Source organism: Blautia aquisgranensis (assembly GCF_040096615.1).
Classification (GTDB): Bacteria; Bacillota; Clostridia; order Lachnospirales; family Lachnospiraceae; genus Blautia_A; species Blautia_A aquisgranensis.
Window position 1 is genome coordinate 24,873 of sequence record NZ_JBBMEJ010000021.1, and the last position, 26,846, is coordinate 51,718.

Below are 26,846 nucleotides of genomic sequence, written 5' to 3' on the forward strand. Positions count from 1 at the left end.
TTCTTTCTCTTTTCTTACGCTATATATATCGAACTTTTGTATTCCGCTCTGCTCCATTCCTGTCATTCCTGCTGCAGCAAAACAGTTTCATTTCATCCTCCTGATTATCTGAGATTCGACGAGAGGCATTTTTTCTGTACTGCATACATTTCTCATCATCTTCCAGCAGCTCTTTTATATTTCTGCTGATGTCTTCCGCTGACAGCTGACACAAGGATCCGTCTATTCCATCATTTACCTGTTCCCGGTTTCCGCTGCAGTCCGACACAAGGATCGCACAGCCAAGAACCTGTGCTTCCTGTACTGCAATGCTTTTTCCTTCAAAACGGGTAGCATGCACATACAGATCACACTGCTTATAATAGGGATAGGGATTTTCCTCTGCTCCCAGCAGGATAAAATCTCCGGTAAGCCCAAGACTGTCTATTTTCTGCTGAAGCTGCTCTTTCAGCTCGCCTTCTCCCAACACATACCAGCGCACATTTACGCCCTGATCTTTCAGAAGTTTCATTGCGTCAATAGCTGTTTCATAAGCTTTCTGAACAGTTAATCTTCCTACAGTCAGTATCCTTTTTCCGTTATATGTATCTTCAAAACCACCTGGAAGTTCTGCTTTTCTTATGATTTCCTTCCTGTCGATCAGATTGTGGAAAATAAAGGTTCTGTCTGCACACTCGGGATATATTTTTTCAAAGCTTTCTTTTACTTCACCGGACACCGTAAAGACCCTGTCAAAATCCAGATAGCAGTTTTTATCCAGTTTTCTGCTGTAGCCTGCATACGAATAGTCCACATGCAAAAATGTGAACTTCTGCTTTGCCTTCACATGGTCATGGACAAAATATGTGGAACCGCCTTCCAGATAAGCGATCGCCATATCATACTCCTTATCCAGACTCATTCCGCTGTCTGACATAACACGCCACAGAAGCTTGTCTGCATGAATTTTCTTTTGTTTCAGCATAACTGAGATATTTTTTATCAGATACGGAATGTTTTTAAACAAAGCTCCTCTGGTAAACAGCCGCCTGAAAACCTTTTTATTCAGTTTCTTTTTTCCCTCTCTTGTAAGAACCGATTCTGCTGTATAATCTCTGTTCAGGATATTTACATACTCCGGCACCTGACTGATCAGTTCGCCCTGTTCAAGCAGTACATAAAGATCAGTCTGATACTGCTCCGGCGAAAATCTTTTCAGCAGCTCCAGAAGTGCTTTTTCTGCTCCGGCACCTCCAAGAGTGTTAATGACAAACAATACTTTTTTCATTTTTCTTTTTTCATTTTCTCCAGCTCTTTAAGTATTTTCTCACAGTCGTTGTTTAAAAGTGATATCTGCATGGCCATTTCCTGATTCCGTCTTTTCAGAAGGGATACCTGGATGCTTATAAACCACAGTCCCCATAAAATTCCTGATACAACGATGATAATCAGGATCAGTCCTCTTGTGCTTATGTACCGATCCAGCTGAGACGGATTCAAAAGCACACCGGAAAGAATCATCAGCGCAGATAATAATACCCATGCAAGGCAAAATGGTTCTGTCATTTTTCTTTTTGCAAGTGACAGTACTGCTTTTACAAGCATATATGCTCCTGCCGCAATTACAAATAATCTAAGTATATCTCCTGAAGCCATTTTTTCGTTCCTTTCCTACTGCTCATATCTGTCAAATACTTTTGGCGATGGGCAGTCTCCTTTTTTCTTTTTCAGCAGATGTCCGTTGCAGAATATATGAAAATCCAGATGTTTTTCCATCCACTGAAGCCTCATATAGGCTACTGTCCATCCTGCGAAACTTCCTGCAACAAGTCCTGCACCATACCAGATCTCCGAAAAATGTGTGGAAATCATACTTCCTGCCATCGTGATCAGGCAGAATGCCAGTCCTGTCAGCACACAGCCTTTCATATCATTAAAATAATACATAAAAATAATTTCTGCATACATGAGAAACAGAATAAAATATCCTGCTGCCAGACACGGATAGATCCTCAGTGTCATTCCTCCGAAACCAAGCTGAGGAAGAAAGATCATACAGACCAGAAAGATCACCAGTGTAATAATAAACTGGACTCTTGCAAGGCTCATCAGCTCTTCTGAAAGAGTACGGAACATCCTTTTTTTCGTAATGGCGATATCCGCTCCTCTTCCGCCGATAACTGCCTCTGAATATGCCTTGTATCTGTCGTGAAAATACATCTCCACTCTGCTGATAAAGATAACACTTGCAGAGATATTTGTAAACATCGCAAGGCAGGTTGCCATATCATACGTTGTTACACATACAAAGGATTTTACCACAATCATGTGAAGATCTGTTGTCCAGAAAACAAAATTATGAATATAAAGTCCCAGTGTATACAGAAAATTAGTTACAACCAGCGGCCAGTATTCTCTGAAATATCCCAGAACCTCTCTGTACCTTCCGCTGTTTTCCCTGAAATAGCTTCGCACCACAGACATTTCCATACAGGCGATCAGCCAGAACCCGACAGCCAGTGAAAACAGCATTCCGTAGGTGATACTCCAGTGAAATATTTTTACGAGAAGCAATGACAGAAAGAAAGTAACTGTCATACCTACTGCAAAGAAAAACGAGATTTTTTTGTAATCCTTACAGATAGACAGATACAGCATGGAATAAAACACCAGGACAAGTGCTATATATCCGCAGTATCCTGTAAAAACATAAATGATATCTACCTTTCCCACGATCACCTCGCGAACACAGAATATAATTCCCAACACAGAACTGAGAAGAATATTCATGAACATTCCCACATAATAGCAGGGCAGGATATCCTCATATTTCTCTTCATAGATCACATCCGACATATATTTTGACAGTACAGAGTTAAACGGTGATGCTGTCAGCAATGAGAAAATAAAAATATACAGCACTGTACAGGAAAACAGTTCCCTTGTAATATAAGCTACAGATGAAAAATCCAGAAAGTATTCCATAAGTACAAGTGCACCGATCACAACAAGCATTGGTGCAATGGTAACGACCGTACTGTATCCAACTCCTATGATATCTGTTGTCAGCGTATTCTTTTTATATATGTTTGTCAGTTTTACACCTATTCCAGCCATGTATTCTCTCCGTCCTGAGATTATTATTTTCCTATACTGAAGGGCTCCTCCGTCCACTCAAGTCCCTGTTTATCAGAAAATCCTTTGTAAATGTCCTGATACACTGCTTTCATCTGTTCGATCCGGTAAAACGCATTTACACGTTTATAACCGGCTTCTCCCATACGCAATCTTTCTTCTTCCTGTAAGGACATCGTCACCATGGCATGGGCGATCTCCTCAATATTCATAATATGTGTCAGTATCCCTGCTTCCCCGAAATCATCGTTGCTGCCATAGATCAGCTCCCGGCAGTTTCCTACATCTGTAGCTATGACCGGTTTATGAGCTGCATAGCTCTCAAGGATCGTCAGCGGCTGTCCCTCACTGATACTGGTGAGCAATGTGAAATCCATTTTCCCCAGATAATCTTTTACATTAACTCTTCCTGTAAACTCGATATCTTTTGTTCCCAGGGACTCCACCAGATCATAACATTCCTGAGCGTATTTCACATCCTCGTCTGCAGGTCCCATGATCCAGAGTTTCAGATTTTTGACCCTTTTTTTTGCAAAATCAAATGCCTGTATCATGGTCTTTACGTCTTTAATCGGGGTTACACGGAGAACAGCTCCCGCATTGATAAACTGCTGCTCTTCTTCATTCTTTCCCGGAAGATCTGCCAGTGCTTCTGTGTTGATACCATTGGGTGTTACTTTGATTTTTTCTTCCGGGCAGCCAAGCTCGATCTGAAGCTCCCTTGCATGATCATACAGACAGGTGACAGTGTCAGCTTTCTCATAAGCCAGAAGAGACATCTTCTTAAACTGCTCGATCCAGATATTTTTATATACGCCCCTGACCCAGGCAGCCTTGATCAGCTCCTCCTCACGCTCTCTGGTGTAAATACCATGCTCAGATATCAGAAGAGAGCTTCCATGAAAATGTTTCGCCATACTTCCCAGGATCCCGGAATAACCGGTAGCTACACAGTGATAAAGATCCGCTTTCGGCACATCCATCTTTAATGTCCAGAACATTGGCAGATAGATCGATCTCAGCGTCCAGAGAAAATCCGAAAAATTGATGTTTGAATAATTTCTGTTATAACATTCCCTGGCGATCATAAAAAAGTCCTCGCCCATAAGAAGATCATCTACAGAAAGACGTTTCTTATGAAACAGATCAAAGATCACGCCCCAGTCTGTTTTCCGGTTCAGGACCATGTTCAGAAGTTCATCGTATTCTTTACGGGAAATATGAACTTTTTTTCTTCGTTTTCTCTTTCTGTCTCCGCCTTCCCACTCACTGTCCTCCAGATATACCTCATAAACCTGTGTAAGATTTTCCGGAAGCTCATAGACGAATTTTCCCCGGAAAGAACGGTTGGCTACAATTGCCAGCAATATAAATTCCACATTTGGAAATGACTTTATCAAACTGTTGATCCAGCCGGATACACCTCCGACTACATACGGATAACACCCTTCTGCCACAATACAAACTTTCATCTGTGTCCTCTCTTATTTGCTGTAATGGAGTCCTGCTGTTTTTACCTGGATCTTCACAGTTGTATCCTGTGCCTGGATCAGATAAACATTATCCTCCAGTTTTTTCTGTGTGCCGCCTTCGATTTCTTCGATTTCTTCTCCATGGGTTCTTAAGATAAACCAGCTTCCACTCTCAGATGTTTTCAGAATGATCTCATCATCTGTCCTGGTCTCTGAAAAATCCAGATTCAGGAAGGTTCTTGTTCTGGTATTGCTCTCGGAAAGTGTAGTGCTGTCAAAACCGGTAAAATTTTTCCAGTAAGTGAGAAGATTGCTGGAAAAACGTTTCTGCATGATCTGCCAGCGGTCTTTTTTCCGCTCCGGCCAGAAAATCTTCTGCATATTCAGCATAACATTGGTATAGCCCAGTGAACTCTGAATACTTCTCATACGGATATCATCACTGTAGGTATAATTCATTCCGTCACTTGTGACAGACTGCAAGGTTACAGAATCTGTACAGTAGGATATTACGGGCTCATCCTCTGTGTATTCACATATCAAAGTGCTTACATTCTTCATTAATTCAGTATTCATCAGAGCTTTTACAGTGTCCAGATCCTTTTCTTCTATATAAGCTGCTCCGTATTTATAGCTGCTGTCAGCCTTCCGGAAAAACTCAGCATCCTGATTCAGTTTATCTCTTAATGATTCCGCATTTTTATACTGCATGGACAAACCGACTTCCGCATTCTGTTCTTTCATCTGTTTCAGATAAAATACCAGATCCTTGCTGGTCGGCTCTATTCCATCCTCGTAGTTTGTCTGCGGCTGCATAAAACAGGTCATCTTCAAGCCACCTTTTTCGACAATGGATATAAGTGACGGCCACATGATATCTCTGACCATTCCTGTTATGGACTGACTGTATAACTCCATCATCTGTTCATTATTCTCATCTGCAAATACAGGAAAATTGATCATGGAAAGATTCTGTGCATTAACTACCGGATAAATGTAATATGAAGATGCCTCTGCCACCATGCCATCCAGAAGACCCAGTGCCGTACTGTCTTTCATGTAATCTCCAACTACACAGAAGATGCTTCCGTTCCAGATTCCGTTTCTCCAGATCAGTGTGGGAAGTTCTTCATTTTCTACCGTTTCCTTCTGTTTGGACTGATCCAGGAGTCCGACCATATAGGTCTTGGTTCCGCTGCCCACCTGATACCAGGGTACATCAAGCTGCAGATCCTGACGATCTCTTTCATCTTTATCTTCCGGCGTTTCATAAACTACCTCTCCACCCAGAAGCAGCCCCTCAAAAAGCTTTGCCCCTGTAAGTTCTGTTTTTTTGGAGACGATTTTATAAATTCCCAGAAAGTCCTGAAGTTCCTGATTCTTTTCAATATTCTTCGGATCTTCCAGACATCCGAAGACAATGAGCACACCTTTTTGTTCCAGTTCTTCTATTTTTTTCAGATTATCATCAAGTGCATACTTTTCGGACTCCAAGATCAGCATTCCCGGAAGATTTTTGTCATTCTCTTTAAATTTCTCCATGGAACTGCATTTTGAAATATCCCATTTTGCATAAGTGCACCATCTGCTTACAGCCTCTGCCATATCAGAAGACGAATCACCTACAAAAAGTACATACCTTCTGTCCGTTGTTTCCACAGACGCAGGATCGAGTTCTTCGTTTTTCCAGACATTTTTTCCATCATTCTGTTTTGGTGCAAGATTTGAGTTTACATCATAAGTATTCTGCCTGTCCCTCAGCACCATGGAAAACTGAAACAGAAACAGTAATACGAACATCATGATAGCTATGCTGAAAAATTTTCTTCTGGAAACCATTATGTTAATTATTTTCCTCCTGTGTCTGAACCTGATTATAACCGTAATCTATAGCAAAATTATATTGATGATACATATTCTGAGGCATTACATAACATATAAAATCTTCGGATTCATAGTATACTTTCATATCATTTGGATATTTTTCCATAAATGCCTGTGCCCAGTAATACATTCTGGACATAAGGATCCATCTTCCTTCTCCCTGATACATGGAAATTCCACCTACATTTGGCAGATTCTGACTTGCCCCTTTTTTTGAGATGGACTGTCCACTTCCAGAATACACCACAGAATAATCCAACGGAATTTTTTCTATAAAGAAATATACATTCTTCGTAGGAATAATTACCTTGGTGTCCTTATCCATCTTTTCCAGCTTACGTAAAAAAGTAATTGTCTCATAATGCCATCCATGATCCAGGCCCATCTGAGTTTCATCGTTGGCTGATACAATAGTCCATGTCTTATCTTCATTTTCCCTGATAATATTTGTCAGACAGGTCAATGCTCCATTTGATACATAGCCGGACAAAAAATCTGGTGTTTTGATCAGATTCTGATAAATCATTCCTGCTACAGTTATCACTGTTAGTCCTAAAGCTGCTGCATTTCGAATGACTTTCAAAATCCTGGGCATAAATATCAGGTAAAGGATTCCATCTCCCAATAATGTCAGCGTCGCAACCAGAAGATATGCATAGTAAATACTGCATCTGGCCGAATCCATCAAAACCGGAAGTCCCAGATTTCCCGCACAAAGCAGTAAAGTCAAAATTCCCATGCAAAATCCTGCTGACATCAGCATTTCACCATAAGCAGTCCTGCGAAAAATAATAAACACCAATCCTAGCAGAATCAATACTCCAATTCCCGTCAGCACAGCATACGCACACCATTTCTCCGGTAAATTAATAATAAACTCCCGGAGTCGCTGAGCCATCATATTCCATGTATCTTTTATTTTCCCCGGAATTTCTCCGACTTTTTCCCCAAGTGACGGCTTCGGGGTTTCCGTTACAGTCGGTGTATTTTTTCCCGACTGTACAGACGCTGTACCGGTATTTTCTTTACTTTCCGAAGACCCCTGCAGATTCGCAGCTATTTCCTCAATCGTCATATCCTGCGTAACAGTATTTTCTTCCTCTTCATTATCAGAGTTTCCGCCATTAATAACACTAAGTCCCCAGCCAAGCGAGCCCTGAAGAGGTGTTCCTCCTGCAAAAGCAATCGCCATTGGAAGAACAGCCAGAAATACACTGATAATTCCCGTCATCATAATACGACGAAAATACTCTTTATTCAAGAAGCGGAAAACATATCCAACGGCAATTCCGATGCAGCAGAGTCCCGCAATCATAGTTCCGTAAAAATGAATAGCTAATGTCAACGAAAACGCAATGGCAAAACACCCAAGTGTAAGTTTTGTCTCTTTTGTCTTCAAATTTTCTTTTTCTGTCTGAAAAAACCGGATCAGAAAATATATAGATGGGATTACAAAGATCATACCGAATTCCTGGGGCAATGAAGCACCAAAACGCGAATATGTCTGCCTTGCCCAGAAGCTTCCAAGTATATATACAAGTACTCCTGCATACGGAAAATACAAAGATCTGCACAACATTTTCAGCATTGCAAGAAGAACCACATGAATAAAAAATACCTGTACCAGATAAAACAGACACAAGATCACATAAGTATCCACCCGAAAAACTGTGTGCAGATAATACACCACGCAGTGAAATCCAAAAGGATATACACCACTTACAAAAAGATTTCCCCGGCTCATCTGATTGATCCAGTTAAGATGTACCGGAATATCAGATGCTCGATATCCATAAGTAAGGATCAGCTGTCTGCCGTAAACCCAGAAAAGCGCCGCAACAATTGCACCTGCCAATATCCATTGCAGGGTATTACATACCACTTCGCGATAAAAGAAACAGATTGCATATTTCAGCATTCTGATGAACTTTTGCCATACTCTGTATAAGGCTCCCTTTATTCCCATGCTGCCCTGGAGAAGTTTTCTGCAAGCTTCTGCATTCTTTATGATAAGTTTTCTCAGAGAAATCCGGTTCACTCGACTCCAGATCAGCACACTCAGAACCACAGTAAGCAGTACAAGTGTCTGAAAATTGGAAATATGAAGCAGCTGAACCGCAAATACAATATTTATAATATAGAAATTTCCAAATGTATAACACATCAGAAACTGCTCTGACAATCTTCTTCCTCTCAGTACTCTGCGAAACATAACTGCCGGAAGCAAAACTGTCAGACCTGTATAGGCAGCAAATATACCCACAAATTGTAATATAACCAAAGTTGTCATTGACATATCTGTTCACCCTTTTACTTCTACATAAACGTTCTGATCAGTTCAAGTGTCTCATTATCAATAATAATATCCGAACTTCTTAATTCCTGCATGATCTGGAAAAATTTCTCTTTGTTTCCGCAGGAGAAACAGAGCTTCAGCTGGCAGGTGTAACTGGAAAGAACTCTTGGATACTGTTCCATGGCTCTGTCGCACCACAGTGTACATTTTTCGTAGTCTTTGATTTCCAGCAGACGCTGGCAGACTTTTTCGTAGACTGTGCTGCTGATCCTGATCTTGTCCAGATCCCATGCTTTCTGCAGGACTTCCTGCATCTTATCTGTCATGGATTTCTGCTCAATATCTGTGAGTACCTTCTGTTCCAGGATGGGATTCATATACTCCACAAGATTCACGCAATTTTCAACCTGCTGCTCGTTTTCTTCCTGGCACAGAAGATATTTTTCCTGTACCTGGCTTCGGAAATTATTCAGCACGTCCTGGAGAATGGATGCTGCATAATGAGCAGTCTCAGAATCCTCACTGTTCAATGCCAGGTTAATAGAGGACAGGGAATTCTGGTAATCTCCTCTGATCACATTCAGCATCAGAGTACGAAGACTTTTTTTGTCTGTAACTTCCAGTGCTTCTTCAAGAGATACCATATTTCGTTCCATTTCTTCATCCGGGCGCAGGAAATTCTCTGTTCTGTCCTTACTGAACACAACATCCGAAAGATCCATTCCCTGTGATGAAAACAATTTAAACAGGATAAAAGAAAGCAGCACAAACATAGGCCCGACTACAGGACACAGAAACATCATGACCGCCTTCATCCAGACACTCCGGAGATTTTCTTTTCTCCGGATATGATTCCAGACCAGATAGATCACAATAACAATTAAGTTTATGATCAGCAGAAAAATAAATAATTTCATTCTTTGTGACATACTGCCATCTTCTCCACACATTCTGTTTTATAACCGTTTTTCTCAAATCGTTCCTGTACGATCACAGCACTTTCTCTTGTTGTGTTTGTAAGCAGGATATAGAGATTTCCATCCGGCATGATTCCCAGATAATCGCTGTCTCGCAACTGTCCTGACATATGCTCATCGATCTCACGGTACTGTTCCTTTGGGATATCCACTTTTACAAGCACACATTCCACCAGGTTCTTAATCTCTGCATTCATATAAGCCTGTACCAGGGATTCAAAAGCATCCGGCTCCAGAATTTCAGAATCCCGGCTGTAATGCTGATCTTCCAGTGCCTGCATATATCTCTGTGCACGGAGCATCGCGTTCTGGATCAGATAGCTGACAACAGTTAAAAAATTTGCCTGGCCAAGAGTCATTTTTTCCCAGCTTAATCCCCAGAGCATGATGATCATCTGAACCTCGCCGCCCTCGTAAATTCCTCTGGCCATCAGCGGGTAACGCTCGTCCATATTTTTGTTGATATATACCTTCTGCTCAGTCAGGGCATCGTATATCTCCGTCATTTCCTTATAACGGATAGAGTTTCCAAGACTTCTTGCCTTATCTGAGCTTGCGGAAAAAATACGGGCGTAATCTCTGTTGACTACATTATAAAGAGCTACATCCTTAGTCTGCATCAGCTTCTCCAGCATTTCTACCGCATAGAAAATAACTTCATCGGGCATACGCTGTTCCAGTCCTGCTGTGATGCTGTAAATCTTACCGATACTGTCTTTATGGTCGATCAGCTGCTGTTCCATGATTTCTTTTACACGGACATTACTCTCGTTGATATCGCGGATATCTGCAATCTGCCTGCTCAAATGTTCCTCCAGTTCCTGGCTCTCCAGACGCATGGTACGGATCTGGTCACGCATATATCCTACAACAAGTCCCAGGATAAACAGCTGGGCAATCCACACATAGGTATTGTAATCCACAAGTACCTCAAATCCGCTTCGCGTATACATCTGCCGGAACATATATCCTGCAACCGCCAATATTGCAGAAAAAGTAGCCTGCTGCTGTCCGTACACAATGGCAAAAAGCAGCACATACAAAAGGAACGGATCAAGATTTGCAAAATACTCGCTTCCTACGGTCCGGTTATTCATCATAAAGAACGGAATAAAGCAGACCATGTTTTCGAAAAACGGGAAAAGCACTTTGATCAGCCATCTCCATTTCTCGATAAGAACCTTCCACCAGGGAAGCTTCAGCTCATCTTCATTCAGAAAAACATTTTTATGCCGCTGCATGTAAGCAGCCATATCCTTGATATTTTTTTCCAGATTTCCAAATGCATGAACACCGTATTCCTGTTCAAAACGTCTTCCTGACAAGACGCACCTTCCATTGCTGTCTGAGAACACTGCAATGTTGGATTCTGTCCCCATGGTTTCCTGGACCTTTGCAGCAAGCTCCACCTCACTGATCACATCATTGGAAGAAAGATTGTACCGACTGCGTTCGTGCTTTGTATTTTTTATAAGCTGATAAATATATTCCACTGCATCTTTCTCATAAAGAAGAGAAAAAACATGATCTGCTTTTGCCTTGATATGTCCGTCACGCAGACAGTCCAGACACATCCGGGCGCAGATGTTATTTATGTCTTTTTTCTCTTTGGGAATGCTGTAGAGATGATCCAGGCGCAGGGTCACGATATCCAGCCCCCGGTTTATCCTGAAATTCTCACAGATTTCCTCAGCCTGGGACAAGGCATCTGCCCGGATCCCAATTCCGGAAAATTTTTCTTCCTCTTCTATATCATCCTTATAATTTCCATTATAAATTTCATCTGAAGAAAGAAAGATCAGCCGCTTCTTATTTGCCATAGAATAAGCTACCAGAATATTTACCAGATGAGAAATAAAATGCACGGTTTCTCTTTCTTCCCCATTCCAGCGGTAATTGGTATCAAATGCCCCCATAAGAATGGTCACGTCTGCATTGACACTTTCCAAAATATCGTTGAGATTTTCGCAGTCATAGGCGAAGTCATATCTTTCAAATACTTTCTGATATTTATTATGTCTGTATTTATCTCCGGTCAGCAAAAAAACCCTGTGTCCCTCTTTCCGGAGCTTCAGGATCATGCTGTCCATCAGGCTGCAGGAGCCGCCCACCAACAGAATATTCATCTTTATGCCTCTCTTCCTGCTGTTTATAATTTGCGTTCGAATTCTGATTTTTCCGGAAGAATCTGATCCAGCGCGTTATTGATTTCTTTTTTGGCTTTTTCGAAATCAATTTCGTGATTGCTGTCATTGATGCAGATCATTTTTTTCTTATGCCCGGTAATGGTCTGTATCAGTTTTTCGTTGGTTTCTTCTACATCATAGTATCCACAGAATTTCTGTATATTCTCCGGAAAAAAATCTCCGCTGAGCTTCTGATATTCTCTCAGCACATACTGATTAACATCTTCTTTATGCCGGAATGGATGGCTGCATACATTTCCCAACAGTTCCGGTTCCAGCTGCCACAGTTTTTCATAAGTACTCTTCTTAAGCGGTGACGGGCCATGTACTGTATAGAATCCAGTGAACCGGGGAAAAGCGATCTCCAGCATATTGTAAAAGAAATACATCGGCGGATACCCTATATGAAAATATGCCCCGGGCTGCTTCTTTATATTATCCCGTTTATCGAAATATTTCGCCAGGAGCATGGCGTTATTCAGATAAATATATGGCATGACTTCATCATCTGCATTGGCAACATCCGGTTGAAGAGCCATCATATCTACCGGCCTGCCGTTTCTGAAAAAGGCTTCGGCAGTTATCGGTTTTAATAAAAACATATCATCATTAAAATACACAAAATTTTCTGATAAATCTGGAATTCTATGAAAATTCCATTCAATAGTATGGGAGTTAAATGTAGGGCGGAATTCTCCGGGAATAAAATCTTCGTGTCTGACAATGTTCAGTTTAGGATTCGCTGTATCCAGCCATGCCGGGATATGCCCCCAGGTAACAAAATGGATTTTCCTTACCCACGGTGCATACTTCTCAACTCCTCTGAACCAGTAACGTAAATTATTCCAGTCGCGGTACCGTTCTTTTCGGTCATCTATTTTAGCAGTCCCTTCTGGATTTAATGTTTTCATTTTTTCTTCCTGCCATGCCGGGTCATTTCCGTCGACCCAGGTAACGACAAAATCTATTTTCTGATTTTCATCCGATGTTTTCATACTGTTTCCCCGTGTGTTTACTTTAGGGTTAAGTATACCACATCTTTTCAGCATGTTACAAATAAAAAGCCGGAACACAGAATTTTAACAGATTGCCTGTAAAATGCACAAAAATCCCCTCATTATGGGAAGTGTTCCATAATGAGGGGATCCTAATAAGGGGATTCTGTTCCAAAATTTTATTATGTTTACTGTTTCTTCGCACGTTCATCCCAGTAAACACAATCATTTCTTCCGATCACTTCTGAAGTAAACGGTGTTCCGTCGTTCTTCTTATAATGTCTGGTTGCCCGGAAAACATATTTCGCACCTACATAAACGATCGGCACATTGAAATATACGATCAGAATATTTCCCAGATCCGAGAATGCCCAGAGATTTCCCAGTTCCAGCCCTGCAATATTGCAGAGGATTCCGAATGTAGCAACAATAAGTCCTATACAGCGTACGATATTGATACAAACCCGGTCTTTTCGGATGCGGTTTGCCGCAATCTCCGAAAAGCTGATCATACCCAGCAGACAGGTAAATGCAAACAGACAGAAGCAGAAAGTCACAAGGAATGTAACGATTCCATTCATAGCCGTTCCCGGTGTCAGGACAGCAATAGATTCCGTGTATTTCGGAAGTTTATCCAGCGCCTGCCAGGCTTCCGCATCTGCCCCGGTCCAGCAATGCGCCATAACTACCACAAATCCGGTAAGTGTACAGATCACGATCGTATCCAGAAAAACTCCAAGTGAAGCGATCACGCCCTGTTCACAGGGATGTTTCGCATCTGCTGCTGCCGCAGACATGGTAATGGTTCCCTGCCCTGCCTCATTTGACATCAGACCTCGTTTTACCCCCTGTGCAAGGACAGTTCCGAAAACGCCTCCGAAAAATGCCTCCGGTTTAAATGCGCCTTTAAAAACACTTCCGAAGAAATACGGAATACGGTTAAAATTCAATATAATAAGAAGCAGTACCACAACCATATAGAGGACCGCCATCACCGGAACCATCATATCCGTCCATCTGGAAACTTTTTTGATTCCGCCAAATGCGATTGCTGCTGTGAGAACTACGATCAGTATTCCTACTATATAATAGAAGGCAGATCCACTGGCGATTGTTTTTCCTGTTATGATCTCTGCCATACGTCCTACAGAGGAAACAACATTAAATCCCTGTGCCGGCAGACAACATAGTGCATAGAGAATATACAGCACGGAAAGAAATACTCCGATCCATACTTTATTTCCAAGAAGCTTACTTCCATAAAAGGGAAGTCCGCCTACAAACTCATCATCTTTTTTCTCCTTAAAAATCTGGGCAAGCACACCTTCCATATATGCAACTGCCATTCCGAAAAATGCTGAGATCCACATCCAGAAAAGAGCTCCCGGGCCGCCGACTGCGATAGCTCCTGTCACACCCAGAATATTTCCGGGACCAACGCGCATAGCCGAACTCAGGAAAAAGGATGCCAGCGGGGAAATTCCGGTTTCAACGGTTCGTTTCTCAGTCATACTGCGGATTCCTTTTTTGAAGTAAGTTACCTGCATAAAACCAATCTTAAAGCTGAAAAAAATTCCGGATCCCAGAAGCAATATGATCGCAAAGGATATGTTTCCCAGAATGGGAATGCTGCTGTACCATTCAAAATTTGTAGGAAAATCCCACAGGAAATCAGATAGTGGACCGATAAAGCTGAACACGCCGTTTATTGCTTCAAACACTCTCTCCATAGACAGTTCCTCCCTTTTCACCTGAATATTGCAGAATTGTAGCCTTATTTTTGCGGATATTTTACTACGAAAGTAACTGCCTCTGTTTCAGCTTATCCGACTTTGTTTCCGCCCCAGGCTTTTTATAATATGGTTTATTATACCGTATAAGCAGGAAAATGTCCCTATTGTTTTCATATATTTATAGGTATTTCCAGAATTTTACATAATTAGTTTTTGAAATTGTATTATTAGCAGATTAGTCTGAACAAACCTTATGGAAATTTATAAGATCTTTAGATTTTTCTCACAGATTTTTAAAACGCTTCTCACAGTTCCATCACATTTTGACAGTATATTATTAAGCAAATAAAGCACAACGCTTTTTCATCTTATAGATCATTACTTATTTTTCTTTTCATACTCTGCCGGGTCCAAAAAGACCCGGCCCTCCTTTTTTATTCCCACTCGTCAAAATCACTGTCCTCCCAATATTATTATTCTGTCTTACCAATGCTTTTTTCTTACGCTTCCCTATTACATATATCCCGGGCTTGTCTCAGACACTTTTTTCGCTCTAACGCAACAAAAAAACACCGTCCCCGCAGCTCCTATGTCTGCAAAAACAGTGCTTTTAGTGCGTCTTCAGGGGCTCGAACCCTGGACACCCTGCGGCTTCGCCGCTAAGAAAGGAGGTTTTGGCACATCGCACTGTCCAGTGTATTCAAAGTGTATTCAAACAATAAATAATCATGTTTTAAGTAACAAATAAGCAACTTCATACTAACTTTTAACATCTTTTCATCAACTTTCATACATATTTCTAATCTTATCCAAGTACTCTGTAAATCCCTCAACTACCTTCTGCGGCTTTAAAATCTTCGCCTTATTTCCAAAACCAAGAACCCAACCATAAAACTGGTCGCTGATTTCAACAGGTGCAGTAATGCTGAAATGCTTATCATCTACCACATTATAAAGGATTCCCTTCTTTCCAAACCTATCCACAGCCGCATCCAAAAGAGGATTGATAAACTGTATTGTGATTACCTGCTGTTCTCCACCGAACATAGAAAAAACTCTTTGTGTATAATTTTTGAGATTGATTTTATTAAAGACTTCTTTTCCTTCTCGTTCAATACCAAGCAATTTTACATCTTTCATTCTGTCAATACGATACGTCCGCAAGTCCTTTACATAATCATTATAAGCTAAAAGGTAATAGTTTCCATCATTGATAAGAAGCGCATAGGGGCTGACCTCATACCTGCTGCCATGCCGCCGTTCTACTTGCTGATTTAGATTGCTAATGGAGTATTTCAGATATTTAAAGCTGATTTTTTCAGGAGTGTGTTTATCTTCCATGCTCATTGCAGCATCTATTTTTTCAATATTATTCAAAACACCAGAATTGTTTGTTTTTACTCTATCTGTCAAAATAGCATTGTGGCGAATTTTCTTCTCTTGGAACTCACTGACGAACTCACATAATATCTTTATCAAGCGTTCTGCCTGCGGCTCAGACAGATATTTTGACGCATAGATACTTTCAACCAAAAGTTGAATATCTGTGTAATCATAGTGCCGCTGCTGCATACAGAAGCCTTTTTGGTGCTTATCGAAAATAATATTTTTCAGACTTTCATCATCTTCAATCCACTCAGCAGCTTCTTTTATAGAAATGCCTTCTTCAAAAGCAAGAATCGCTTTATTGATTTCGTCAATATCTCTGTAAATCCCTCTACGTTCCGCGTCTATACCATAAGTCTCAGCCATAGCAAGACAAATATCATCTGCTCTGATAACATGATTTTCGTCTGTATGTCTCATAAGATATTGATATACAAGGAAAGGTTTCATTTTCTGATTATTTTTCTTTCCTCTGGTTGACTTTTTCGGTTCGTCTTCTTCGTCAAATTCTTTTCTCATAAGTATAACCCCAAACATTTTTCTTTTATTCTACCATTCCAAGAGCAAAGAAAAAAGAGTGGATTTCCACTCTTAATCTGAAAAAATTTATATGATGATTTTGTATTTTATGGTATGATAAAATACAATTAATGGATTTATAAATCGAAATTTAACGGAGGAAAAATAAAATGAGTAAAGCATATGAATTTTTGAAAGAATGTGGTGCATTTTTTGTATTGTCTATAAATGGTGACTATCCAGCAGGTAGACCTTTCGGTGCAGTAATGGAAGTTGGAGATGATTTATACTTATCTACAAATGACATGAACGATGCTCACAAACAGATGCGAGAAAATGAGCATATTCAGATTGTCGCAAAGAAAGCAGAATCAAGGGAATGGATTAGAATTACTGGTATAGCAACAGAATGTGATAATCAAGCGTTAAAGCAAAGAATGCTTGAAGAATGTCCTATTTTACAACAGAGATTTGGTGCGGTAGGAATGGAACATTTTATTATGTTCAAAGTAAAAGTAGAGAATGTAGAAATAAAGTAAAATTCCAGTTTGGGAAATTAATTATGTAAAAAGGAAGTCTGAAATGACTTCCTTTTTATAATAGCTGTGCGTGTCCCTCAATGGCTTCTTCAATCCGCTGTGGCTCTATTCCAATATAACGCTGTGTAATGGCAGCAGAACTATGTTGGAGCAACCGTTGGACTAAAGTAATATCATATCCATTATTTTTGTAAATTTCCGTTGCATACCACTTTCTGAAAGAGTGGGTTCCGATTCCCTCAAATCCAAGGTAATCACAGACAAGAGCAAGTTGTTTACTGATTGCACGTTCGGTCAAATCAAAAATCTTTTCATTTTTTTCGATTCCATTTCTCAAACAATAATTTTCAATATACTGCTGAATAACAAGGGGAACTGTAAAAACTCGTTTCTTTTTTGTTTTCTGTTCTGTTATCTCTAATCTGTATCTGTCGCCATCCCTCACAATATCTGAGAGCCGCAGGCTCAGAATATCAGATATTCTAAGCCCAAGATTGCCCTCTAAGACAAGAGCGGTTGCAATTCGTTCATTTGGACGGCAGCCGCAGAATCCTTCTCTCATGGTCTGAATGATTTCCTTGTACTGTTCTGTGGTAAGAACGATTGTTCTCTTATTCATTTTTTATTGTTTCCTTTCATCTTTTCCAATTCTTCAACACAAGTATTGATACGATTGTTTACATCTTCCAAGAGTAAACTGACTGTATTTCCCTCTGGAAAGAAATGTTCATTATCAAGTGCGATACAAGCAACATCAAGAAAGCTGCTGCATCTGTTCAATGTGTCTTGGATTTTACAGAATTTCATTTTGCGGTTCCCCCTTAAAAGTTCTTATTTTGTGAGTGAATAGTTCCATATTTTCTGCAAATTTCTGACAAGCCGCAGAAACAATGGATTTTATTGTTCTTATAATTTATATTTTAGGAACTTTCCTCTCTTGGCTCATTTTCTAAGCCAAGAGAGAAGAAGATTCCGTTACGCACTGATTGAAAAACGTCTTGAACGAGTCTGACGAAGAAAAGCGGTGTAAAGATTCTCATAAACCTTTTTAAATTCCTTAGAATTAAACTTGGAAGTAAGAACCTCTGTCCATCTGACTGTGTAGCGGTCTGTGGAAAGACTTTCCACTTTTCTCTCTGCCATTTCATTTTTGAGGTTATCTTTCAGTCCATCTACGATTCCTTTCACTTCATCCAAAAGTGCCTCATATTCCATGATTTCTTCTACTGTTGCGTTGATTTTTTCGTTTGTCATAATTTGTTATCCCCTTTTCTTTTGATATGTGTGAGAGGTTCAAGTGGTGGTGGGCTGTTTAAGTATTTAGCGTTCTTCTTAGTGCGTCCCAGTCTCCCTTATCCCTTTCCACTCTGACCTTGTATTCTTGGTTTCGGCTGCTGCCTACTTTCGTCTATCCTTGACTTGTTCCTCTCTCTTAACTTGTCTTTATTATAGCACTATATATTAGTGCAGTCTATTGACAAAAGCACCAAAATATAGTGCAATAAAGCACTTGAAATTAGTGCATTATTCACACTGGAAATTAGTGCAAATATATGCTATTATTAAGTAAAATGGAGAAGGAGGACTTTGAAATGGCACTCAGATATAAAATAGATATTATGGCAGAGTTGAAAAAGAACGGTTATACTTCTACAAGAATAAGAGAAGAGAAGTTAATTGGACAATCTTATCTTCAACAGATAAGACACAATGAATTAGTGTCTTGGAAAACTATAGACACGCTTTGTAGGCTCTTAAATTGTCAAGTGGGGGATTTAGTCGAATACGTGGCAGAGGACACGCCAGAAGCCGCAGAATAGCTTTTTAGCACGTTCCAAGAAGAAATGAATGGCGATTGCGGCAGCAGTCGTTTAAAGGGGACAGAATGGCAGCAGGCAGCTATTAACAGGGGGGCGCCCTTTTCGGGAATTGCAACTTTTACAACGATTTTTGCAATATGTAGTGGCTAACTGTCCTAACAAGAGCGATTTTCATTCCAGATCACGAGACTCTTGGCTTTGAACGAAAAAAACTCTGTCGAAAATATCGGCAGAGAAACGCAAAAAAAGGCAAGCTAAAAGGACAACCGTCCTTTCATAGCTTGCCTTTATTACTTCCATTCTTTTAGTATGTCATCAAGAGCCATATCTAAAGCCTCTTTCAGACTGACTTCCATTATGTGAAAAATCTCATTTTCAAGAATAGATTCATCATCTTTCCCCTTTTTCTTCTTCCTTTTTCTTTCCTCACTCATTTTTTGATTTTTACCTCACTTGAAATTTTAATATTAGTAACTGCCTCTTTTGCATCAAGTTGTCTTGCATAATCAAGACTCATTTGATTATGCGCGTCTGCAAGCGCCCACGCAGCTCTATCTTCGTCTGTTGGCTCTTTGCCATTCATAAACGCTTCTCTGAACATCTTTTCTCTTGCAATGTCACGTTCTACTCTTTCAACATTTGTCATAATTAAAAATCTTCCTTTCGTTTTATATTAAGGGATTTTTTATCGTGAGCGCAGCGATACGATAAAAAAGACCGCTAAGGCTCCCCGTCCCTATCTTTCTACTATTATTCAAAAATCTAACTATATGATTAATGTGATTTGTCCAAAGGATTTTTTAAGTCAACCTCTTAACGTTAGAAAAATATATATAAAATATCTCTGCTGTTAATAGAATGACTTAAATTTATTCTGAATACGCTTTCTCAAAACTTTCATTAGTCAATGCTATCAGCTTATGAATTTGCGGCATTTCAATGGCATTCGCTTGTATAATTCCTTGCTTACGTGGAAAACCGCCATATTTCAGTTTGATTCGAGCGCAGACATAACGCAGATTTCCAAGTTCTTTTTTTGTCTGTTCTTTCCACTCCCAATAATCATGCCATGCTTCAAGGTATTCTTCATGCTCAGCAGTTCTATAATTGCCATCACTCGCAAAGTAGTAAATAAACTCTGTATCACTTTTAGAATAGAAATATACATCAAATAGTTTTCGTTCATATCCTGCAATAGTTTGTCTTGAAATATGTTTGCCTTTATCTTCAAGAAGCATCGCTTTTTCTTCATCAGGTTTTGCCATAAATAATTCATCATTTAAACAATAATAATAAAGATTGCGCAGTTTCTCAAAATCTGTGTTCTTATCAAATTTTAAAACGTCCATGCAGAACTCTTGAAAGGGACTGGGAATTTTTTCTATTTTGAAAGTGGTTTTACTTCCTCTACCTTGAATAGAATAGAGAATGTGTCTACGTTCAAGTTTGCGTTTGATGGCTTGGCGCTTAGATGAACCGCCAATAATTGCCGCAAGTTCTGAAATTGAATAAGTTTTTTCTTCTAACATATTATTTAACCTTTCTGAGTCAGCCTATTAACAAAGGAATAATAAACAATAAATATCTCTACTGTTAAATACATGACTTAAAAATCTAAGTACATTTCAATGATTTCTTCATCTGACTTAGGCGCAAGTTCTTCTTCGAGAACATCTTCCCGAAATCCTGCTGCCGCAAAAAAATCAAAGACTATATCTCTGGCAGCTTCTGCAATGCTGCAAGCAAACTCGTTTGCGTATTCTTTTAAATCCTCAAAACGTAAATCTCTGTTCATTTTTATCTCTCCTTACTTAATTTTATGCGCTGACCTTTTCATCTTTTGGAAAGTCCGCAACCTTGTTTTCATCTTTTGGCACAATCTCAAACCCAGGCATTTCAATCATTCCAAAGTTCTTAATTTCTGGATAGTTGTCAAGGAACCAACTTTTGATAACAGGATATCTGCGTCCTTTGCTGTGGCACTGAGAGATAAGAAGCAGTTCGTCAAATTCCATTAACGCATTTACTCTATCTTCCCCTTTTTCATGGCTCATGATGTAGGCTCTCATGTAATCGTAGGTAAGACCTTTATAGGAATCTTTAGCAGCATTCTTTTTAATACTTCTTGTTCTTACTGTGAAAGTTGGATAGTCAGCACGTACTTTCTGAATCTGTGCATATTCTGCTGAAAAAGGATTGCTTGCTTTCTTGGCATAAGCTGCGTTTACTGTGATTGTTGCATTTACGAAGTCGATTGTGATAGGAGATTTCATGATTTATTACCTCTTTCTTTTGGATTTTGTTTTCTGTTCTTTATGATTTTATTATAGTAGATTGCAAATAACTGTGAGTCATTTTAATGCGACATATTAAGCGAATAAAGCTTCAAGTTTTTTCATTTCTCTTTCTTCACGAAGGATTGCTCTCTTTGCAGCAAGTTTTTCATTAAATTCTGTAATCTCTGTAAACTGCTCGAGGAACCAAGCTCTGACTTCGCCATAAGAAGCCTTTTCTGCCAGAGGATTTCTTTTTCCATCAATGCAGCCACGAAGTTCATTAAATTCAGCCATAAGTTCTTCTTTTCGCTCACCTGCTTTCTTTTCAATATAAACTGTCATATAAGCGTAAGTAAGACCTTTCATTGTATCTGTTCTTTTCTTAGATTCTTTTACTACAACTTTGTAACCTGTCTCTGCTTTGGCTTTTGCAAGATTATTGTACATATCAGAGTTGAAAACACCTGCTTCTTTTGCTTCTGCCTTTGTGATTTCGATTGTAGCCATTTCATAATTGATAAACATAATATTTTCCTTTCTTCGCCTCTTGGCGTTTAGCGCTTGGTCGCTGCCCTTATTTTATTTCGTTTTTATTTTCTGAGGTTTTGTTTTCCTCTCTTGATGATATTAGTATAACTCTATATAGATAATAGTGAGTCATTTTAGTGGTACTTTATGAAAGATATATTATAGTAAACATTTCTATAATCATTTCATTTGACCATGAAGCAATTTCTTCACTTCTAAGTATATGTCCATCAGCACAATGCCATATACAATCCTCTGCTGCCATGCCAATACTTTCTGCCATTCCCTCGATGTCATCATCTGTATAATATTCACCATTGTAATACATTGTTTAAATCCTCCTTAAAATACTTTTTTTCGTTTGTCTTGTATTCCTCTCTTTGATGATATTAGTATACCTCTGTGCAGGAAATAATGAGTCATTTTAAAAGCACTTATATTCTTATTAAAAAATGTTATGATTTTTATTTGATTTTGATAATCTCTTTCGTGAAAGTTGGAAGACCATCCTCAAACATTTCTTCGTGGTCAAGTTCTTCTCCGCACTCTGGACAATAATAATGAGCATTGGAATCATATTCATCGAAACGAACAATCAGCTCGCCGCACTCAGGGCAATATCCATTATCTTCAGAAGCTACTGTATTAATGGTAAGTTTTCCATTGCTGTAATCAGCTTTTACAGATTCCTTATAACCACAATCACATGAATCGTAATAACACTCAAGCGTAAAGTCTTCATCTGCTAATTTTGTTGCAACTTCCTTAGCAAGAACGTCAACTCTTCCGATTGCCTGCCAAAGACTGCAACTTTCATCAACTATAATTTCATTTTCTTTTACAGTAATATCTTTTTCAAATGTTGTGAACTCTGTTGGAAATTTAGGTGTTATTGTTTTTAATGCTGCTTTAATAATATTCATTGCCTTATTTGCTGCTTCGCTATTATTAAAATTAATTGTCATAGTTGTGTATGATTCCATTTTTATTTACCTCTTTCTTTCTGTTTGTTTTGTATTCCTCTCTTTGATGATATTAGTATACCTCTATATAGATAATAGTGAGTCATTCTTTTAGTACTTACTGTTGATTTCATAAATAAAAAATGCTAATATTAAAATAAGCGATGTGCCTTGAAAATGAACGATTTAATCAAAGCAGAAATACAGAAAAAGCATCCATATTCTATCGGCAAAGGTAATGGAAAAGACCAACGTTGGAGAACTTACATTCCAGATAAAACGAAAAAATATGGAAGGAAACTCATCGTCAAAGCAACAGAAGAAGAACTTTATGAATGGCTAAATGACTTCTACAAAGAGAAGCTGCTTGACAATCTTTTGGATAAAGTAAACTTGGAAATTTTTTATCACGAATGGTTGAAATATAAGCGACTTCATACAACCGCTTCAACTTATATCACAAGAATCGAAAGTGATTGGAAATCTTTTTACGTTGGAACCCCTATAATAAAAATACCTTTGAAAAAAATCAATAAACTGACATTGGACGTTTGGGCTCACCAACTTATAAAAGATTATGATATGACTCGAAAAAAATATGTAAATGTTCAAGTCATTATGAGACAAGCGCTTGAATATGCAGTTGATTTGGATATTATCGAGAGCAACCCCATGAAGGGGCTTAAAATTGATAAAAAGATTTTCAGAAAAGAGCAAAAGAAGCCTGATGATACACAAGTCTACACCGTTGATGAAAGAAAAATGATGATTCCTCTTGCATGGGAAGATTATAAAAATGCTGTGAAATTCTATGAACTTTCTCCCCTTGCTCTTATGTTTCAATTTCAAACAGGATTAAGAATTGGTGAATTGTGTGCTGTGAAATTTTCTGATATCGAGAATGAAAATTATATTCATATCCAGAGAATGCTCAGACGTGATACTAAAGAAGTTGTTCCGCATACAAAAACAGACTGCGGCGACAGATATGTTTTTTTAACAAAAGAAGCCAAAAAACTTATAGCCATAGCAAAGGAACGTCAAGAAAAATCGAACGGTAAGGCAGCAGGCTATATTTTTTCATTAACAAATGAGCCAATCACTGAACGATGTATCACTTCATTATTGAAAAAATATTGCAGCAAACTCGGAATCTTATACAGAAGCAGTCATAAAGTAAGAAAAACTTATGGTTCTTCTCTCTTGGACGGTGGTGTTAGTCTCAACACCACAAGAATAATGTTAGGTCACTCAGACGAAAAGACAACATTAAAATACTATTGCTTTGACACACATACAGAAATTGAAAAGATGAATCTTATGGAAAATGCTTTAAAGATATCTTGAATACATTGTATTCAAATTAAGATTTTCTTTAGAAGATGTAAAAAAGATGTTAGAAAGTTTTTTTGAGGCATATAACAAAATGATTAAGAGCCCGCAAACCCGCATAAACACTGAGTTTTCCATCAACAAAGAAAAACACCGTCCCCGTAGCTCCTGTGTCTACAAAAACAGTGTTCTTAGTGCGCCTTCAGGGGTTCGAACCCTGGACACCCTGATTAAGAGTCAGGTGCTCTACCAACTGAGCTAAAGACGCTTATTTAATTATCTGTGTCTTTCGTTCGGTGTGTTCCTTTCCTCAAGACATGTTGTATTATACGTCATGCTTATGGTAAAGTCAACACCTTTTTTTAATTTTTTTTATTTTTTTCTTTTTTATTTTTTGTATCTTCATTTGATGCAATTTTATCCAGCATTTTTTCCATTTCTGACAGTGAACTTCTGATGTGGGATGCCTGATTGTTGATGCTGCGGTTTACGCTGTTCAGATTTCTCCTGACTGACTTGAATTTTCTTTTTTTCAAGATCCAAAGTCCCCCTCTATTCTCCTGCTGGTTCTACGATCAGTATATGAAAGCAGGCTGATTCCTGTGCTTACATACATTCACATTTTGCCCGGCAACCCGGACGAAAATAAACGCATCGGCACATAGATTACCAGCCTGCCCTTTTTTCACCACATATAAAAATTTATCTCTATCAGAACTTCTCTTTCTTCCACCAACGCCATACCAGAATCACTGCCAGAACCGCTGTCAGAAAATCCGAGATTGCCTGGGAAGCCAGCACACCGTGATATCCCACTGTATGAAGCGCTATTGTCAACACAATGGCAAAAATCACACCCTGACGGCTCACAGACAGAAGAAAAGCACTCATAGCCTGTCCTGCTGACTGGAATGTGCAGGTACTGATCAGCACGATTCCCATGCACAGCATTCCTGCAAGCTGGAGTCTCAGCATCAACGCACCATTTTCCACAACCGAAGAATCGTTCATAAAGACACGTACCAGCTGCGGGGCAAAAAATCCCAGCACTGCCATCAGTGCAAGAGCCATTCCACCTTCTAACAGATATGCAAATTTCAACGTTCCTTTCAGTCTCTCACGGTTTTTCGCACCATAGTTGTAACCAATCAGCGGCTGGCCTCCAAAAGCAAAACCTACCAGCACAAGTGCCGCGATCATATTGATCTTCATGACGATTCCCATCGCTGCAACCTTATCATCTCCAAAGCCCAGAAGAGCACGGTTCGTCAGTGCAATACCAAGACTTTGCATAAGATTGGTAACAGAAGCCGGAATACCAATGGAAAAAACCGCCCGGATCTCTCTGCCGGAAATATGGAATCCTCTTGGATCCACCGAAAGATTTTTGCTCCTTTTTATAAGAAACCATACAAAGAAAATATCTGTGCACACATTTCCGATCACTGTAGCTGTCGCAGCTCCGGCCGCACCCCAGCCAAGTCCGAAGATCATGACCGGATCCAGAATAATGTTCACGATCGCTCCAAGCACAGAACCAGCCATGGAAGCGGTGGCAAAACCTTCTGTACGAAGCTGGTTGGACGGCGTCAGTGCAACAATGATAAACGGCGCACCCAGCGCGATACAGGTATAATACTGCGATGCATACTCCCAGGTAGCCTCACTAGCGCCCAGAAGTCCCAGCACCGGGCTTCTGAAAATCATCAGAATCGCCGCAACCACAACACCACTGACGATCGCTCCGTAAAAACTGAACACACTGATTCGCTTCGCATCCTCGTATTTCTTTTCCCCGAAAAGCCTGGAAATAAAAGAGCTGCCGCCCAGGCCAAAAATATCTCCAAGGGCAATCATCAGCGTAAAGATCGGTGAACCCAGAGCAACACCCGCTACCAGATCTGTATTGCCGGTTCCTGCAATAAAATAAGTATCTACCATATTATAGACGAGCGAGATCACCATGCTGAACACAACCGGAAATGCCAGTTTAAAATACGCCTTTGGTATGGGATACCTTTCAAAAATTTCTTCCTGCATTTTGTCCCTCTATTTCTGTTTAATTATCATCTTACAGATCGGATTTCCCTTGGAGGAAAATTTCTCTTCATATTCTGTCATTACATTGCCCTCCACCAGCTTCTCATCATGATGCAGATCAAATGTGCAGACTTCAAGGTTCCAGTTGGAATCCTTCACCTCTTCCAGTGAAAACTCAAACAGATCACGGTTATCCGTCTTAAATTCCACAGCACCGTCTTTCTTCAGGACCTTCTCATATCTCGCAAGAAACTCTCTGGAGGTAAGTCTTCTCTTTGCATGGCGCGCCTTCGGCCACGGATCCGAAAAGTTCAGATAAATCCCGTCAACCTCATCCTTCTCAAAGATCTCCGGCAGCAATCTCGCATCCACACGGATAAAAACAAGATTGGAAAAATCCTCTCCCGCATCTTCCACTTCCTCTCTCTTCTGCAGTGCCCGAAGCAGCACACTGTCATACATCTCAATTCCCACAAAATTCCTCTCCGGATGCAGCCGGGCCATATCCATCAGAAAACGCCCCTTACCCATGCCAACCTCAAGAAAAAGCGGTCTCCTCACACCAAAAACCTCATCCCATTTCCCCTTAAATCTCTCCGGCTCATCAATCACCCAGTCACACTCCAAAATAGCATCCTTCGCTCCCGGAATATTACGTAATCTCATAAAAAACCTCCTGTTTTTCTTCTATTAAATAGATAATAATCTTCATAGTCAATCGGATATTCGCAATCCGCTTTCGCTACTTGCTCATAACCGAATAACTGCTCCGCAGTTTATCAGGAGG

27 protein-coding genes and 1 tRNA gene are annotated in these 26,846 nt (G+C 39.7%); 3 read left to right on the plus strand and 25 right to left on the minus strand.

The features are described from left to right. Window positions 1-19: 19 nt before the first annotated feature. From WMO28_RS14350 to WMO28_RS14400, 11 genes are all read right to left on the minus strand, one after another. Complete coding sequence (locus tag WMO28_RS14350) at window positions 20-1,267, minus strand: glycosyltransferase (RefSeq protein ID WP_349057436.1); 1,248 nt, start codon at window positions 1,265-1,267, stop codon at window positions 20-22. Further along, the gene (locus WMO28_RS14355) at window positions 1,264-1,635 is read right to left on the minus strand and encodes a hypothetical protein (RefSeq protein ID WP_148446185.1); all 372 of its coding nucleotides are present in this window, start codon (window positions 1,633-1,635) and stop codon (window positions 1,264-1,266) included. Before WMO28_RS14355 ends, WMO28_RS14350 begins: the two co-directional genes overlap by 4 nt. Before the next feature lie 15 nt (window positions 1,636-1,650). After that, window positions 1,651-3,096, minus strand: a complete 1,446-nt coding sequence (gene pelG, locus WMO28_RS14360; protein ID WP_178641675.1) for an exopolysaccharide Pel transporter PelG — start codon at window positions 3,094-3,096, stop codon at window positions 1,651-1,653. A 23-nt stretch (window positions 3,097-3,119) separates the two neighbouring features. Then, window positions 3,120-4,586, minus strand: coding sequence for a GT4 family glycosyltransferase PelF (pelF, locus tag WMO28_RS14365; protein WP_173755625.1), 1,467 nt, complete (start codon window positions 4,584-4,586; stop codon window positions 3,120-3,122). Between the two features lie 12 nt (window positions 4,587-4,598). Further along, on the minus strand, window positions 4,599-6,389 hold the full coding sequence (locus WMO28_RS14370; RefSeq protein WP_349057437.1) for a DUF2194 domain-containing protein: 1,791 nt from the start codon (window positions 6,387-6,389) through the stop codon (window positions 4,599-4,601). 40 nt (window positions 6,390-6,429) lie between these two features. Beyond that, window positions 6,430-8,760, minus strand: coding sequence for a hypothetical protein (locus WMO28_RS14375; protein WP_349057438.1), 2,331 nt, complete (start codon window positions 8,758-8,760; stop codon window positions 6,430-6,432). 26 nt (window positions 8,761-8,786) lie between these two features. Next, the gene (locus tag WMO28_RS14380; RefSeq protein ID WP_349057439.1) at window positions 8,787-9,695 is read right to left on the minus strand and encodes a hypothetical protein; all 909 of its coding nucleotides are present in this window, start codon (window positions 9,693-9,695) and stop codon (window positions 8,787-8,789) included. Next, window positions 9,680-11,869: an NAD-dependent epimerase/dehydratase family protein gene (locus WMO28_RS14385; protein ID WP_349057440.1), complete on the minus strand. Its 2,190-nt coding sequence runs from the start codon at window positions 11,867-11,869 to the stop codon at window positions 9,680-9,682. The genes WMO28_RS14380 and WMO28_RS14385 overlap by 16 nt, the downstream gene beginning before the upstream one ends. 23 nt (window positions 11,870-11,892) lie before the next feature. Further along, a complete protein-coding gene (locus tag WMO28_RS14390) occupies window positions 11,893-12,924 on the minus strand; it encodes a Stealth CR1 domain-containing protein (protein ID WP_178641661.1) in 1,032 nt (343 codons plus the stop codon). A gap of 188 nt (window positions 12,925-13,112) precedes the next feature. After that, the gene (locus WMO28_RS14395) at window positions 13,113-14,654 is read right to left on the minus strand and encodes an amino acid carrier protein (RefSeq protein WP_178641658.1); all 1,542 of its coding nucleotides are present in this window, start codon (window positions 14,652-14,654) and stop codon (window positions 13,113-13,115) included. 783 nt (window positions 14,655-15,437) lie between these two features. After that, window positions 15,438-16,562, minus strand: a complete 1,125-nt coding sequence (locus WMO28_RS14400; protein WP_349057441.1) for a helix-turn-helix transcriptional regulator — start codon at window positions 16,560-16,562, stop codon at window positions 15,438-15,440. A 170-nt stretch (window positions 16,563-16,732) separates the two neighbouring features. On the opposite strand from WMO28_RS14400, the gene WMO28_RS14405 reads away from it, so the two are divergent. Further along, a complete protein-coding gene (locus WMO28_RS14405) occupies window positions 16,733-17,101 on the plus strand; it encodes a pyridoxamine 5'-phosphate oxidase family protein (RefSeq protein ID WP_112144476.1) in 369 nt (122 codons plus the stop codon). Window positions 17,102-17,156: 55 nt separating this feature from the next. Here WMO28_RS14405 and WMO28_RS14410 read toward each other — a convergent pair whose 3' ends face one another. From WMO28_RS14410 to WMO28_RS14420, 3 genes are all read right to left on the minus strand, one after another. Continuing rightward, on the minus strand, window positions 17,157-17,720 hold the full coding sequence (locus WMO28_RS14410; protein ID WP_349057442.1) for a tyrosine-type recombinase/integrase: 564 nt from the start codon (window positions 17,718-17,720) through the stop codon (window positions 17,157-17,159). Next, on the minus strand, window positions 17,717-17,908 hold the full coding sequence (locus WMO28_RS14415) for a hypothetical protein (protein WP_226844567.1): 192 nt from the start codon (window positions 17,906-17,908) through the stop codon (window positions 17,717-17,719). The genes WMO28_RS14410 and WMO28_RS14415 overlap by 4 nt, the downstream gene beginning before the upstream one ends. A 168-nt stretch (window positions 17,909-18,076) precedes the next feature. Then, window positions 18,077-18,355, minus strand: a complete 279-nt coding sequence (locus WMO28_RS14420) for a hypothetical protein (RefSeq protein ID WP_216419168.1) — start codon at window positions 18,353-18,355, stop codon at window positions 18,077-18,079. 338 nt (window positions 18,356-18,693) lie between these two features. On the opposite strand from WMO28_RS14420, the gene WMO28_RS14425 reads away from it, so the two are divergent. After that, on the plus strand, window positions 18,694-18,921 hold the full coding sequence (locus WMO28_RS14425) for a helix-turn-helix domain-containing protein (protein WP_243283221.1): 228 nt from the start codon (window positions 18,694-18,696) through the stop codon (window positions 18,919-18,921). Between the two features lie 290 nt (window positions 18,922-19,211). Here the strand turns inward: WMO28_RS14425 and WMO28_RS14430 are convergent, their stop codons facing one another. The 8 genes from WMO28_RS14430 to WMO28_RS14465 all read right to left on the minus strand — a co-directional run bounded on the left by WMO28_RS14430 (window position 19,212) and on the right by WMO28_RS14465 (window position 22,708). Beyond that, entirely contained in the window at window positions 19,212-19,355 is a 144-nt protein-coding gene (locus WMO28_RS14430; protein WP_195979059.1) for a hypothetical protein, read from the minus strand. Then, window positions 19,352-19,567 carry a hypothetical protein gene (locus tag WMO28_RS14435; protein WP_195979061.1) on the minus strand — a complete coding sequence of 72 codons (216 nt, stop codon included), beginning with the start codon at window positions 19,565-19,567 and terminating at the stop codon, window positions 19,352-19,354. Before WMO28_RS14435 ends, WMO28_RS14430 begins: the two co-directional genes overlap by 4 nt. Before the next feature lie 223 nt (window positions 19,568-19,790). Then, window positions 19,791-20,450 carry a hypothetical protein gene (locus tag WMO28_RS14440; protein WP_349057443.1) on the minus strand — a complete coding sequence of 220 codons (660 nt, stop codon included), beginning with the start codon at window positions 20,448-20,450 and terminating at the stop codon, window positions 19,791-19,793. Between the two features lie 77 nt (window positions 20,451-20,527). After that, on the minus strand, window positions 20,528-20,716 hold the full coding sequence (locus WMO28_RS14445) for a hypothetical protein (protein ID WP_349057444.1): 189 nt from the start codon (window positions 20,714-20,716) through the stop codon (window positions 20,528-20,530). Window positions 20,717-20,738: 22 nt separating this feature from the next. Next, on the minus strand, window positions 20,739-21,194 hold the full coding sequence (locus WMO28_RS14450) for a hypothetical protein (protein ID WP_195979066.1): 456 nt from the start codon (window positions 21,192-21,194) through the stop codon (window positions 20,739-20,741). Window positions 21,195-21,290: 96 nt separating this feature from the next. Next, window positions 21,291-21,722: a hypothetical protein gene (locus WMO28_RS14455; RefSeq protein ID WP_349057445.1), complete on the minus strand. Its 432-nt coding sequence runs from the start codon at window positions 21,720-21,722 to the stop codon at window positions 21,291-21,293. A gap of 148 nt (window positions 21,723-21,870) precedes the next feature. Then, the gene (locus WMO28_RS14460) at window positions 21,871-22,053 is read right to left on the minus strand and encodes a hypothetical protein (RefSeq protein WP_349057446.1); all 183 of its coding nucleotides are present in this window, start codon (window positions 22,051-22,053) and stop codon (window positions 21,871-21,873) included. A gap of 136 nt (window positions 22,054-22,189) precedes the next feature. Further along, complete coding sequence (locus WMO28_RS14465) at window positions 22,190-22,708, minus strand: hypothetical protein (protein WP_349057447.1); 519 nt, start codon at window positions 22,706-22,708, stop codon at window positions 22,190-22,192. 156 nt (window positions 22,709-22,864) lie between these two features. On the opposite strand from WMO28_RS14465, the gene WMO28_RS14470 reads away from it, so the two are divergent. Next, window positions 22,865-24,034, plus strand: coding sequence for a tyrosine-type recombinase/integrase (locus tag WMO28_RS14470; protein WP_349057448.1), 1,170 nt, complete (start codon window positions 22,865-22,867; stop codon window positions 24,032-24,034). A 180-nt stretch (window positions 24,035-24,214) separates the two neighbouring features. Here WMO28_RS14470 and WMO28_RS14475 read toward each other — a convergent pair. The 3 genes from WMO28_RS14475 to trmB all read right to left on the minus strand — a co-directional run bounded on the left by WMO28_RS14475 (window position 24,215) and on the right by trmB (window position 26,725). Then, a tRNA-Lys gene (locus tag WMO28_RS14475) sits at window positions 24,215-24,287 on the minus strand. Window positions 24,288-24,730: 443 nt separating this feature from the next. Beyond that, window positions 24,731-26,059 carry an MATE family efflux transporter gene (locus tag WMO28_RS14480; protein WP_178644309.1) on the minus strand — a complete coding sequence of 443 codons (1,329 nt, stop codon included), beginning with the start codon at window positions 26,057-26,059 and terminating at the stop codon, window positions 24,731-24,733. Between the two features lie 9 nt (window positions 26,060-26,068). Further along, entirely contained in the window at window positions 26,069-26,725 is a 657-nt protein-coding gene (gene trmB / locus WMO28_RS14485; RefSeq protein WP_349057449.1) for a tRNA (guanosine(46)-N7)-methyltransferase TrmB, read from the minus strand. Window positions 26,726-26,846: the final 121 nt, after the last annotated feature.